This window comes from Protofrankia sp. CiP1_Cm_nod1, from assembly GCF_920888515.1.
Classification (GTDB): domain Bacteria; phylum Actinomycetota; class Actinomycetes; order Frankiales; family Frankiaceae; genus Protofrankia.
The window spans coordinates 1-12,948 of sequence record NZ_CAKKTM010000306.1 but is presented as its reverse complement, the minus strand read 5'-3'; the positions used below and the strand labels follow the sequence as shown (position 1 = coordinate 12,948).

Genomic DNA, 12,948 nt, shown 5'->3' with positions numbered 1-12,948 from the left:
CCGCCGGGGCGCTGCGGGTGGCGGCGCTGGGGCATCTCGGCGCGGGCCGGCTGCTCGCCGACGCGGTGACCGGCGCCTGGTGGCCGGCGGCCGTCCCGCTGCTGGCGGGCACCAGGCGGGGCAGGTGGCTGCTGGCCCTGGCGCTGGGACGGCACCTGTACGAGTGGTACCAGCGGCGGCCGGACGTGGATCCGCCGCGCTGGCTGCTGCTGCGGACGCTCGACGACGCCGCCTACGGCGCCGGGGTCTGGTGGGGCGCCGCGCGCGCGGGCACGCTCGCGCCGCTGCTCCCGGAGCTGTCCGGCTGGCCCGGCACCGGCACGGTGACCGCGTACCTTCGCCGTGTCCTGCAGGCCCGCGGTGCATCCCGCCTGAGACCATGCCACGCGCTGGTTTCGGGAGCGCGTCGCATCCTGGGCGGGAATTACGTGCCGTGACCGCTGTGCGGCCCTGGCGGCTGGCGGAGCTCACCTGGCCCGAGGTGGCCGGACGGGCCGCCAGCAGCGTGCTCGCCGTCCCCCTCGGCGCGACCGAGCAGCACGGGCCGCACCTGCCGCTCACCGTGGACACCGAGCTCGCCACGGCGCTGTGCGAACGGCTCGCCCGCGCCCGCCCCTGGGTGCTCGTCGCGCCGGCGCTGCCGTACGGCTCCAGCGGCGAGCACGCGGGCTTTCCCGGCACCTTGTCGATCGGGCAGGACGGCGTCGAGCTGCTGCTGGTCGAGCTTGTCCGCTCGGCGGACGCGTTCGCCGGGGTGCTGCTGGTCTGCGGGCACGGCGGCAACGCCGCGCCGCTGCGCCGCGCCGTCGCCAGGCTGCGCGGCGAGGGCCGGCGGGTGCTCGCCTGGCTGCCCGGCGGGCCCGCGGACGACGCCCACGCCGGCCGCACCGAGACCTCGGCGATGCTCGCGCTGCGCGGGCAGGCGGTGCGCCTCGACCGGGTCGAGCCCGGGGTGGCCCGTCCGATCGGTGAGCTCCTGCCGGTGCTGCGGGAGTCCGGGGTGCGCGCGGTCAGCCCCAACGGCGTGCTGGGTGATCCCACCGGTTCCTCCGCCCGGGCCGGAACGCGCATCCTGGACGCCTGGGCCCGGCAGCTCGCCGCCGCGGCCGACCAGTGGCACGACAGTCTGCCGCCATCTCATGACAGTCCGCATTCGCCCTGTGACAGTCTGCCGCGGAACGGCGGGAGCCCGTCGTAGAACCGGCGGCCGGCCGTGATATCGGTACTTGCCATGGCAGCCGCGCAGCCGTTCCACGGGTCGGTGCTGGATGCGGTGCTGGAACGGATCACCTACGCCAACGAGGAGACGGGGTACACCGTCGCCCGGGTGGACACGGGGCGGTCCGGCGAGCTGATCACCGTGGTGGGCGCGCTGCTGGGCGCGCAGCCGGGCGAGTCGCTGCGGATGCGGGGGCGGTGGGGCTCGCATCCGCAGTACGGCCGGCAGTTCCACGTCGAGGACTACACCACCGTGCTGCCGGCGACGATCCAGGGTATCCGGCGGTATCTCGGGTCCGGGCTGATCAAGGGTATTGGGCCGAGGCTCGCCGAGCGCATTGTCGAGTATTTCGGTATCGACGCCCTGGACGTCATCGAGCAGCATCCCGAACGGCTGATCGAGGTCCCGAAACTCGGCCCCAAACGGACGAAGGCGATCGCGGCCGCCTGGGAGGAACAGAAGGCCATCAAGGAGGTGATGGTCTTTCTCCAGGGCGTCGGGGTGTCGACGTCGCTGGCGGTGCGTATTTACAAACAGTACGCCGACCGGTCGGTCGAGGTGGTGCGCACACAGCCGTACCAGCTGGCCACCGACGTGTGGGGCATCGGGTTCCGTACCGCGGACACGATAGCCAAGGCCGTCGGGATTCCGCACGACAGCCCGCAGCGGATAAAGGCCGGGCTGGTGTTCACCCTGTCGGAGTCCACCGGGGACGGGAACTGCTTCCTGCCCGAACAGCGGCTGATCGCCGAGGCGGTCAAGATCCTGCAGGTCGACACCGGCGCGGTGATCGAGTGTCTGGCCGAGCTCGTCACCGAGGAGGGCGTCGTCCGCGAGGAGATCCCCGGGGAGGATCCGGACGTCCCCGTCGCCGCGGTCTACCTGGTGCCCTTCCACCGTGCGGAGATCTCCCTGGCCGGCCAGCTCCGGCGGCTGCTGCGCGCGCCTGCCGACCGGATGCCGGCGTTCGCCGACGTCGACTGGGACCGGGCGCTGGCCTGGCTGCACGGGCGGACGCGCACCGAGCTCGCCCCCGCCCAGCGGGCGGCGGTGCGGCTGGCCCTGACCGAGAAGGTCGCCGTCCTCACCGGCGGGCCGGGGTGTGGCAAGAGCTTCACCGTACGCTCCGTGGTCACGCTCGCCCAGGCCAAGGGTGCGAAGATCGTGCTGGCCGCGCCCACCGGCCGGGCGGCCAAACGGCTCACCGAGCTGACCGGGCACGACGCGTCCACCGTGCACCGGCTGCTGCAGCTGCGTCCCGGCGGGGACGCCGCCTACGACCGCGACCGCCCGCTGGACGCCGACCTCGTCGTGGTCGACGAGGCGTCCATGCTCGATCTGCTGCTGGCCAACAAGCTGGCCAAGGCGGTCGCGCCCGGGGCGCACCTGCTCCTGGTCGGCGACGTCGACCAGCTCCCGTCCGTCGGGGCCGGGGAGGTGCTGCGCGACCTGCTGGCGGCGGGGACGCCGGTCCCGCACGTGCGCCTGACGCAGGTCTTCCGCCAGGCGCAGCAGTCCGGGGTGGTCACCAACGCGCACCGGATCAACAGCGGCGAGCACCCGCTGGTGCGCGGCCTGCCGGATTTCTTCTTCTTCGCCGCGGACGAGGCCGAGGAGGCCGCGGCGATGACCGTGGACGTGGTGGCCCGGCGGATTCCCGCGAAGTTCGGGCTCGACCCGCGCCGGGACGTGCAGGTGCTCGCGCCGATGCACCGCGGCCCGGCCGGCGCCGGCGCGCTGAACACCCTGTTGCAGGAGGCGCTCACCCCGGCGCGTCCCGACACGCCCGAACGCCGGGCCGGCGGGCGGGTCTTCCGGGTCGGCGACAAGGTCACCCAGATCCGCAACAACTACGACAAGGGTGCCAGCGGCGTCTTCAACGGCACCCTCGGCGTGGTCACCGGCATCGACCTCGACGAGCAGAAGGCCGCGGTGCGTACGGACGAGGACGAGGACATCGACTACGACTTCACCGAGCTGGACGAGCTCGTCCACGCCTACGCCGTGACCATCCACCGCTCGCAGGGCAGCGAGTACCCGGCCGTCGTCATCCCGGTCACCACCAGCGCCTGGATGATGTTGCAGCGTAACCTGCTGTACACGGCGGTCACGCGGGCCCGCAGACTGGTGGTGCTGGTCGGGTCGCACCGCGCCATCGGCCAGGCCGTGCGCACGGTCAGCGGCGGCCGCCGCCACACCGCCCTCGACCACCGGCTGCGGATCTCTGCTCCGTAACGCCGCCTGTGCCCAGGCCGCCCTGGCCTGTCTCCCTGAGCCGGCCCCCTCCTTCGGGACCCGCCCTGATCATCGATCAGAGGTCGGATCATGAGAACGAGGGAACAAACAGTCGCTGTGGCAGCCGCTTCCGTACTCGTTCCATGCTCACCTTTCCTGGGTGGGGCGGGGGGACGGCTGTCCGGCCGGTGTTGTCGGCCGGCTGTCCTTGCTGGCTCGCTCGTCGGGTCGGTCGGTCGGCCGGCTTGGCAGGGCTGGTGCGGCAGGGCTGGTGCGGCAGGGCTGATGCGGTGGGGCTGGTGTGGCGGGGCTGGTGCGGGTGGCCCCGGGGAGGGGCGGCCGCTCTCCGCCAAAGGTCACGCAGACGGCAGCGGTGGACGCGCTGTGTGATCACCCTTACTCTCGGTAGGGGGGTCGGTCTGAACCGGAACGTTGTCGCCGTGAATGGGTCAGTGACCCCGCCGGCCCCGGTCCCGGGGTTTTCCCGGCCCGTTCGGTGGAGGGGGACACCAAATATGCACAGATCCTTGATTGTTGCCAAGATCACACCTGGCGCGGAAAAGGATGTCGCGCGCATCTTCGCGGAATCGGACGCGACCGGACTTCCGCGGATCGCCGGCGTCACCCACCGTTCGCTCTATTCGCTCGGGGATCTCTACGTCCACCTGCTGGAAACGACCGGGGACGGCCGGCGGGCAGTGGACAACGCGCGCGGCCATGAGGAGTTCGCCCGCGTCAGCGAGCGGCTGTCCCACTACATCCAGCCCTATCTGCCGACCTGGCGGTCACCCGAGGACGCGATAGCGCGGCGTTTTTACACCTATGAGCCCGGCTCCGCCGGGGTGGCCCATGAGGCCGGCTCCGCCGGGGAGGCCGCGTGAGGGCCACGGTCGCCGAGGCGGACGTGGCCGCCTGGAGCCGGTGCGGCTCCTGTGCCTCGCTCGTCTACGGCAAACGGCTGGCCCGCAACCTCTACGTGTGCCCGGAATGCGGCTACCACGACCGGCTGACCGCCGCCCAGCGGATCGACCAGCTCCTCGACCAGGGCAGCTTCCGGCCACTGCTGGTCGAGCCCGTCCACTTCGACGTCCTCGGGTTCACCGACACCCGGCCGTACGCCCAGCGCTGGGAGGCTGCCCGGCGGGAGACCGAGCTGGCCGAGGCGGTGCTGTGCGGCGCCGGCGCCATCGGCGGCCACGAGCTCGTCGTGGCTGTGATGGACTTCCGCTTCCTCGGCGGCAGCCTCGGCTCGGCGGTCGGCGAGATGATAACGCTGGCGGTGGAGCTCGCCGTGGACGAGGCGCTCCCCCTGCTCATCGTCTCCACCTCCGGCGGGGCCCGGATGCAGGAGGGCTGCCTGTCGCTGATGCAGATGGCCAAGACCGGCATCGCCATCGAGCGGCACCGGGAGCACGGCCTGCTGTCCATCAGCCTGGTGACCGACCCGACCTACGGCGGGGTGGCGGCGTCGTTCGCGACCAACACGGACGTGATCGTCGCCGAGTCCGGCAGCCGGATGGGTTTCGCCGGCCCCCGGGTCATCCGGCAGACCATCGGGCAGGAACTGCCCGCCGAGTTCCAGAGCAGCGGTTTCCTCGCCAGCAAGGGGCAGGTCGACATCGTCGCCGACCGGACGGACCTGCGGACGGTGCTGACCAGGCTGCTCGCCGTCGGCCGGCGGGAGCAGCGGGACGTTGACCCGTCGAATGACCCGTCGAATGACCTGCCGAATGACCTGCCGGTGGACGGGCCGGCCGGCTCCGGCGTGCTCATCACCGACCCGCAGCGGCTGGTCCAGCGGGACCCGTGGGAGACCGTCCGGCTCGCCCGGGACAGCGCCCGGCCCACCGTCCGGGACTACCTCGCCCGGTCGTTCGACTCCTTCATCGAACTGCGCGGTGACCGGCTGTACGGGGACTGCAGCGCCGTCGTGGCGGGCATCGCGGAGATCGACGGGCTTGCCGTGGCCGTGGTCGGGACCGAGAAGGGGCACTCGACCCCGGAGCTCGTCGCGCACAACTTCGGCATGCCCCAGCCCGAGGGCTACCGCAAGGCCATGCGGGTGATGTCGCTGGCGGCACGGCTCGGCCTGCCGGTGGTGACGCTGATCGACACCCCCGGCGCCTACCCCGGCCGGGAGGCCGAGGAGCGGGGGCAGGCGTCCGCGATCGCACACGCCATCCAGCGGATGTCCGCGCTGTCCACACCGGTCGTCGCGGTGATCACCGGTGAGGGCGGCAGCGGCGGCGCGCTGGCGCTGGCCGTCGCCGACCGTGTCCTGGTCGCGGAGAACGGCGTGTTCTCCGTGATCAGCCCCGAGGCGTGCTCGTCGATCCTCTGGAACGACACGCGGGCCGCGGCCGAGGCCGCCCGCGCGCTTGGCCTGAACGCCCCGTGGCTGCTGCGGCTGGGCATCGTCGACGCCGTGGTGCCCGAGCCGCTCGGCGGCTCCCAGACGGATCACCTCGCCGCCGGCAACCTGCTGCGTCAGGCGGTGCTCGAGGCCCTGCGCCCGCTGCTGTCACTGCCGGCGGCCCACCTGATCCGGGCCCGGCGTTCGCGCTTCCGCCGCTTCGGCCAGGCGGCCGTGGTCACCCCCACCGACATCGCGCCGCCGCAGCCGCGCGAACGACACGAGGAGAAGGCCGTATGAGACCGGCCAGCACCAGCGACCAGCGCCAGCACGTCCTGAGCCGGCTGCACGAGCACGCGACCCGGCTGGCCGGGGAGCTGCCCGGCCAGCTCGGCCGCATCCGCCTCTGCTCCGGGGATGTCGCCATCGAGGTCGAGTGGTCGGGGGCGGCAGGCATCGGCGTGCTCGTCCCGGCACCGTCCGCCGGAGAGCCGGCCGTGAGAAACGGCGCCCTCGCCAACAGCGCCGGCGTCAACGGTGCTCTCGCGAACGGCGCCGCGGTGAACGGCGCCACGGCAGCCGGGGCCGCCGTGAACGGCGCCACCGCGAACAGCGCCGGTGAGAACAGCGCCGGTGAGAACACCGTGGACGCCGACGTGGCTGTTGTCACGGCCCCGATCGTCGGGACTTTCTACCACGCGCCCGAACCGGGGGCGGAGCCCTTTGTCGCGGTGGGGAACGTCATCGACGCGGGCGCGACGATCGGCATCATCGAGGCGATGAAGCTGCTGAACCCGGTCACCGCCGACATCGGCGGGACGGTGGCCCGGATCTGCGTCGGGAACGGGGAGGCGGTCGAGTTCGACCAGGTTCTCGTCGAAATAGCGCCGTAGCGGGATTCTCATTTCACGCGGGGGGTGAAGATTTGTTCCAGAAAGTTCTCATCGCGAACCGCGGCGAGATCGCGCTACGGGTGGCCAGGGCATGCCGTGAGCTCGGTATCCGGACCGTCAGCGTCTATTCGACGGCGGACCGGGACTCGCTTGTCCATCGCCATACCGACGAAGCGGTGTGTATCGGGCCGCCGCCGTCGCGGCGCAGCTACGCCAACGCGGCGGCCATTATCGAGGCCGCGAGAATGACGGAGGCGGACGCCGTCCATCCCGGCTACGGGTTCCTTTCCGAGGATCCCGACTTCGCGGAGATATGCGCCGACGCCGGCCTGGTGTTCATCGGCTCGCCGCCGGCGGTGATGGCCTCGCTGGGGGACAAGAGCGTGGCCCGGGTCCTGATGCGCCGGGCGGGCCTGCCGCTGCTGACCGGCAGCGCCGATGTCGCGCGCAGCGTCGCCGACGCGCGCGACATCGCCGATGCCATCGGCTATCCGGTCATCATCAAGGCGGCGGCCGGTGGCGGTGGCCGTGGCATGACGGTCGTGCGCTCGGCCGCGCAGCTCGCGACCGCGTTCGCCGACACCCGGGCGGCGGCGCGGGCGGTCTTCGGCGACGACCGGATCTACGTGGAGCGCTTTCTCGAGCGGGCCCGTCACGTCGAGGTGCAGATTCTCTGCGACGCGCACGGCGCGGGCATCCACCTGGGCACCCGGGACTGCTCGGTGCAGCGCCGCCACCAGAAGCTGGTGGAGGAGGCGCCCGCGCCCGAGCTCGATCCCGACCGGGTGGCCGAGATGTGCCGGGACGCGGTGCGTGGGGCGCTGTCGGTCGGCTTCACCGGCCTGGGCACGGTCGAGTTCCTGGTGGACGAGGACCAGAACCACTATTTCATCGAGATCAACAGCCGTATCCAGGTGGAGCATCCGGTCACCGAGATGGTGACGGGCTGCGATCTCGTCCACGAGCAGCTTCATGTCGCGGCCGGCACACCGCTGCGGCTGCGGCAGGAGGACGTCGTCCTGCGCGGGGTCGCCGTCGAGTGCCGGGTCAACACCGAGGATCCGGACCGCGGGTTCACCCCGGCCGCCGGCCGGCTGGACCGCTTCACCCCGCCGGCCGGCCCGTTCGTCCGGGTGGACACCCACGGCTTCCCCGGCTACCGGGTCAGCCCGTACTACGACTCGCTGCTGGCCAAGGTGTCGGTCTGGGCGCCCAGCCGGGCCGAGGCGCTCAGCCGGGCCGAGCGCGCGCTTGGCGAGTTCGACGTCGACGGGCCCGGCGTACGTACCACGATTCCTTTCATCAAACGTGTGCTGGCCGACACCGAGTTCCGCAAGGGGCGGTATTCGACCAGCCTGGTCGACCGCCTGGTAACGGATTCCGGAAAGGTGCGGAAATGAGTGTCGAAGCTACTGGGGAAACCCGGTCCGTCGTGACATCAGCCACGATCCGCGAAATTCTCGTCGAGCGGGCCGGCGTAGATCCGGACGTTTTCGCCGGAAACGAGTCGCTTTCGCTCACGGAGCTGCAGATCGACTCGCTGGCCGTCCTCGAGCTACAGGCGGTGCTGGTCGAGAGGTTCGGTGTGGAGGTTCCCGACGAGGCCGTCACGATGACCGTGGGGGAAATCGCCGCCGTCGCGAACGAGGGCCGCTGAGGGCGGCGTCACGGGCGCAGGCCCGTGAAAAAGGACCGCGAACGAAGGCACGTGGGTGACGCCCCGTGCGCGGAAGCCGATGGGAAAAATGCCGGGACAATTTCAGGGAGGTCTCGTAGGAGATGCCGGGACACACACAGAAGTCGGTGTTCATCGCCGCCCCGTTCGATGTCGTCTGGGACGCGACGAACGATCTGGAGAACTGGCCCGACCTGTTCACGGAGTACGCCTCGGTGGACGTTCTCGAACGCGAGGGGGACACCGTCCGTTTCCGGCTGACCATGCATCCGGACGAGAACGGCCAGATCTGGTCGTGGGTCAGCCAGCGGACGGTCGACCGCGGCCTGCGTGAGGTGCGCGCGCACCGGGTCGAGCCCGGCCCGTTCCAGTACATGAACATCTACTGGTCGTACGAGGAGGCCGACGGCGGCGTCCGGATGACATGGGTGCAGGACTTCGCCATGCGCCCGGACGCGCCGGTCGACGACGAGGCGATGACCGTCCGGATCAACACCAACTCGGTGATCCAGATGGAGGTCATCCGGGACAAGGTCGAGAAGCTGGCGGCCGGCGGGGCCGGTGCCGGTGTGGCCGGCGCGGCCGGTGGGGCTCGCGACGCGGGCGCATAAGCCGGTGAGAACGGGCGCATGACGAGTGAGAGGAAGTACCGGAGATGGCTGTCGCATCCTGCTGTCGACATGTGGCCGTCCGTGATGTTCCGCCGGACCGGCGGCGCGGGGGAGAGCTACGGGTGCTGCTCGGTCCACGCACGGTCGGTAGCACCTCGGGCTTCATGGGCGTGGCCACCCTGCTGCCCGGCGAGAAGATCGCCGAACACTACCATCCGTATAGTGAGGAGTTTCTGTACGTAGCCACTGGGGGCATCGTCGTCGACTGCGACGACGTACCGGTGGCCGTCGCGGCCGGCGAGGGGCTCTACATCCCGGTCGGGGCGCGCCACCGGCTGCGCAACACCGGGGCCGAGCCGGCGTCGGTGGTCTTCCACCTCGGACCCCTCGCCCCCCGTCCCGAACTCGGGCACGTGGACACCGAGCAGGCCGAGGGCACGGCGGAGGCCGAGGGCACCGGGCAGGCCGGGCAGGCCGAAGAGGCCGGGAGCGCGGGGGAGACCCGGGGGGGCGGGGGCGCCCGGCAGGCCGTGACCGTGACCGCCGGCCAGGCGCGTCCCGAGCCGCTGCTCCCCGGCCAGGTGAGTACCGGCCAGGTGGGCACCGAGCGCGCCGACGGTGATCCGGTGGCCTCGGCGTGAGCGGCCACCGCCGCGTGGTGGTGACCGGGGTGGGCGTGGTCGCGCCGGGCGGGGTGACGCGGGAGGCGTTCTGGTCCACCGTGACGGCGGGGCGGACGGCCACCCGGCGCATCACCCTCTTCGACGCGTCGCCGTTCCGGTCCCGGGTCGCCGCCGAGTGCGACTTCGACCCGGCCGCCGCCGGGCTCACCCCCCGTCAGGTGCGGCGCTCCGACCGTTACATCCAGTTTGCCATGGCCGCCGCCGCCGAGGCCGTCGCGGACAGCGGGCTCGTCCTCGACGAACCGACCGCGGACGCCACCGGCGTGACGATGGGCACGGCGGTCGGGGGCACCACGGCGCTGGAGACCGAGTACGTCGTGGCCAGCGACAGCGGCCAGCAGTGGCTGGTCGATCCCGACTACGCGTCGCCGTTCCTGTACCAGGCGCTGATGCCGAGCAGCCTGGCGGCCGACGTCGGCTGCCAGTTCGGCACCCACGGCCCGGCGCAGGTCGTCTCCACCGGCTGCACGTCCGGGATCGACGCCATCGGCTACGGCTACCAGCTCGTCGCCGACGGGGAGGCGGACGTGATGATCGCGGGTGCGTCGGACTCCCCGATCTCCCCGGTCACGCTCGCCTCCTTCGACGCGATCAAGGCGACGTCGCCGGACGACTCCGATCCCGAGCACGCCTCCCGGCCCTTCGACCGGGACCGCAAGGGCTTCATCCTGGGCGAGGGCGGCGCGGTCCTCGTCCTGGAGGAGTGGGAGCACGCCCGCCGCCGCGGCGCGCACGTCTACTGCGAGGTCGCCGGTTTCGCCACCCGCAGCAACGCCTTCCACATGACGGGGCTGCGTCCCGACGGGGTGGAGATGGCCCGGGCCATCTCCGACGCGCTGGCGCAGGGCCGGCTGGCGCCGACCACCGTCTCCTACATCAACGCCCACGGCTCGGGGACCAAGCAGAACGACCGGCACGAGACGGCGGCCTTCAAACGGGCGCTGGGCGAGCACGCCTATCAGGTGCCGGTCAGCTCGATCAAGTCCATGGTCGGCCATTCGCTCGGCGCGATCGGCGCGATCGAGATGGCGGCCTGCGCGCTGGCCATCGAGCACGGGGTGGTCCCGCCGACGGCGAACTGGGCCAACCGTGATCCGGAGTGCGATCTCGACTACACGCCGAACACGGCACGTGAGCACAAGGTCGACGTCGCGCTGTCGGTCGGCAGCGGTTTCGGGGGCTTCCAGTCGGCCATGGTCTTCCGGGCTCCCAACGGCCTGCCGGCCGCGGAGGGCACTGGGAAGAGGAAAGCGGGGGCCGGACGGTGACGCCGCGCGCTGTGATCACCGGGATCGGGATCGTCTGCGCGAGCGGGATCGGCGTGGACACGTACTGGAAGACCGTGCTGTCCGGGGAGACCCGGATCGGGCGCATCACCCAGTTCGACCCGTCACGCTACGACACCACCCTGGCCGGTGAGGTCGAGGGCTTCGGGGCGGCCGAGCACATGCCGAGCCGGTTCGTCGTGCAGACGGACCGGTGGACGCACCTGGCCTTCTGCGCCGCCGGCCAGGCCCTGGCGGACGCGGGGATCGACCCGGAGGCCCTCGACCCGTACGACATGTCCGTCGCGCTCGCCAGCGCCTCGGGGGGCAACGCGTTCGGCCAGCGCGAGCTGCAGCACCTGTGGAGCTCCTCGTCCCGCACGGTCGGCGCCTACCAGTCGATCGCCTGGTTCTACGCGGCCACGGTGGGGCAGCTGTCGATCCGGCACGGCATGAAGGGGCCGTCGGTGGTCCTGGTGTCGGAGAGCGCCGGCGGCCTGGACAGCTTCGCCCACGCGGCGCGGCTGGTCCGCCGCGGGACCCCGGTGGTGCTCGCCGGCGGGACCGAGGCACCGCTGTCCCCGTACGCGCTGACCTGCCAGCAGCACAACCATGCCATGACGTCCCGCACCGACCCGGCCCGCGCCTACTGCCCGTTCGACGTCGACGCGGACGGTTACGTCCCCGGGGAGGGGGGTGCCGTCTTCGTCGTGGAGGACCTCGGCCACGCCCTGGCCCGCGGCGCCCCGGTGATCTACGGGGAGATCGCCGGGGCGGCGGCCACGTTCGACGGCCGCCCGTCCCGGCGTCGCGGCGGCTTCGACGTGGAGCAGTACGCCCGGGCGATGACCACGGCGCTGCACCGGGCGGGCCGGCGTCCCGAGGACGTCGACGTGGTCTTCCCCGACGCGCTCGGGCTGCCCGCCGCCGACCGTGACGAGTCCGCCGCGCTGCGGGCCGCGTTCGGCTCGGCATCACCGGCGGTGACCACGCAGAAGCCGCTGGTGGGGCGGATCTACCAGGGCGGGGCGGCCCTGGACGCGGCCACCGCCCTGCTGGCCATGCGGCACGACCTGCTGCCGCCGGCGGGCGTCCGCACGCCCGCGCCCGGATGCGACCTGAACTTCGTCGCCGAGGTGACCCCCGCGCCGGTCACCACCGCGATGATCAACGCCCGTGGTTTCGACGGGTTCAACGCGTCGGTCGTCCTACATCGCTATCAGCAGGAGGAGAAGTAGATGCCCAACGTGGACGCGACCGGCGGAACCGGGGTCGGGGCGGTGGTGCGCACGGCGCTCGGCACCGCCACCGACACGGTGCGCACGCTGCTGCGCATGCGTGCCCGTCCCGGCCGTGAGCAGGAGTTCGAAAGCGCCTGGCTGAAGGCCGCGGAGGTCATCAGCACGGTGCCGGGGAACATCCGCCAGGACCTGATGCGCAACCCGGACCGGCCCGGCGAGTACGTGATCGTGGCCGACTGGGAGAACCGCTCGGCGCTGGACGCCTTCGGGCGCAGCTCGCACCGGGACCAGCTCACCGCCGCCCTGCGCGACCTGCGCGACGACGCCGAACGCAACACCTACGACGTGCTGCACACCCTGGACGGGCGGGGGCCGGCGGTGCGGGTGCTGGTCACCACCACTGTGCCCGAAGGCGAGGAGGACGCGTTCGAGCAGGCGTTCCTCGAGGTCGCCGAGGCCATGCGTGGAGTGGCCGGCCGGGTCCGGGAGGAACTGCTGCACGAGCCCGGCACCGGCACGTTCCACCTGCTGGCGGAATGGGCCTCCGAGCAGGCCTTCCTGGCCTGGGTGGGGGACCCGAACCACAGCGACCGCACCAGGCAGCTCATCCCCTTCCTCGACCGCGGTTTCTCCCGCCGCATCTTCTCGATCGTCGCCCGCCCACCGGAGGACGAGGTCAACGCCGGCGCGAGCCCCGAGGCGGCCATCGGCGCGGACGCCGCCGGCGCGAACGCCCGCCCCAGGCCGGGGGCGGCCCCGCAGCAGCGCCCGAC

11 protein-coding genes and 2 pseudogenes are annotated in these 12,948 nt (G+C 72.1%); all 13 read left to right on the top strand.

Annotation, left to right across the window (positions count from 1 at the left end):
• Window positions 1-437 (top strand): annotated as a pseudogene (locus NBX02_RS13785) (hypothetical protein); the annotation flags it as partial.
• Window positions 434-1,198 (top strand): mycofactocin biosynthesis peptidyl-dipeptidase MftE, encoded by a 765-nt coding sequence (gene mftE / locus NBX02_RS13780; RefSeq protein ID WP_250285756.1) that lies wholly within the window; start codon window positions 434-436, stop codon window positions 1,196-1,198. The pseudogene NBX02_RS13785 and the gene mftE, both read left to right, overlap by 4 nt.
• Before the next feature lie 33 nt (window positions 1,199-1,231).
• Window positions 1,232-3,454, top strand: coding sequence for an SF1B family DNA helicase RecD2 (recD2, locus tag NBX02_RS13775; protein ID WP_250285757.1), 2,223 nt, complete (start codon window positions 1,232-1,234; stop codon window positions 3,452-3,454).
• A 515-nt stretch (window positions 3,455-3,969) separates the two neighbouring features.
• The gene (locus tag NBX02_RS13770) at window positions 3,970-4,335 is read left to right on the top strand and encodes a TcmI family type II polyketide cyclase (protein WP_250285758.1); all 366 of its coding nucleotides are present in this window, start codon (window positions 3,970-3,972) and stop codon (window positions 4,333-4,335) included.
• A complete protein-coding gene (gene accA / locus NBX02_RS13765; RefSeq protein WP_250285759.1) occupies window positions 4,332-6,107 on the top strand; it encodes a carboxyltransferase subunit alpha in 1,776 nt (591 codons plus the stop codon). The genes NBX02_RS13770 and accA overlap by 4 nt, the downstream gene beginning before the upstream one ends.
• Window positions 6,104-6,700, top strand: coding sequence for a biotin/lipoyl-containing protein (locus NBX02_RS13760; RefSeq protein ID WP_250285760.1), 597 nt, complete (start codon window positions 6,104-6,106; stop codon window positions 6,698-6,700). Before accA ends, NBX02_RS13760 begins: the two co-directional genes overlap by 4 nt.
• Before the next feature lie 32 nt (window positions 6,701-6,732).
• A complete protein-coding gene (locus NBX02_RS13755) occupies window positions 6,733-8,100 on the top strand; it encodes an acetyl-CoA carboxylase biotin carboxylase subunit (RefSeq protein WP_250285761.1) in 1,368 nt (455 codons plus the stop codon).
• Window positions 8,097-8,357, top strand: coding sequence for an acyl carrier protein (locus NBX02_RS13750; protein WP_250291636.1), 261 nt, complete (start codon window positions 8,097-8,099; stop codon window positions 8,355-8,357). The genes NBX02_RS13755 and NBX02_RS13750 overlap by 4 nt, the downstream gene beginning before the upstream one ends.
• Window positions 8,358-8,479: 122 nt before the next feature.
• Complete coding sequence (locus tag NBX02_RS13745; RefSeq protein ID WP_250285763.1) at window positions 8,480-8,986, top strand: SRPBCC family protein; 507 nt, start codon at window positions 8,480-8,482, stop codon at window positions 8,984-8,986.
• Window positions 8,987-9,030: 44 nt separating this feature from the next.
• A pseudogene (locus NBX02_RS13740) lies at window positions 9,031-9,411 on the top strand (cupin domain-containing protein); the annotation flags it as partial.
• Between the two features lie 212 nt (window positions 9,412-9,623).
• A complete protein-coding gene (locus NBX02_RS13735) occupies window positions 9,624-10,937 on the top strand; it encodes a beta-ketoacyl-[acyl-carrier-protein] synthase family protein (RefSeq protein ID WP_250285764.1) in 1,314 nt (437 codons plus the stop codon).
• Complete coding sequence (locus tag NBX02_RS13730) at window positions 10,934-12,172, top strand: beta-ketoacyl synthase N-terminal-like domain-containing protein (protein WP_250291633.1); 1,239 nt, start codon at window positions 10,934-10,936, stop codon at window positions 12,170-12,172. The genes NBX02_RS13735 and NBX02_RS13730 overlap by 4 nt, the downstream gene beginning before the upstream one ends.
• Window positions 12,173-12,948, top strand: a 776-nt coding sequence (locus tag NBX02_RS13725) for an antibiotic biosynthesis monooxygenase family protein (protein WP_250291631.1), incomplete at its 3' end; no start/stop codon positions are given.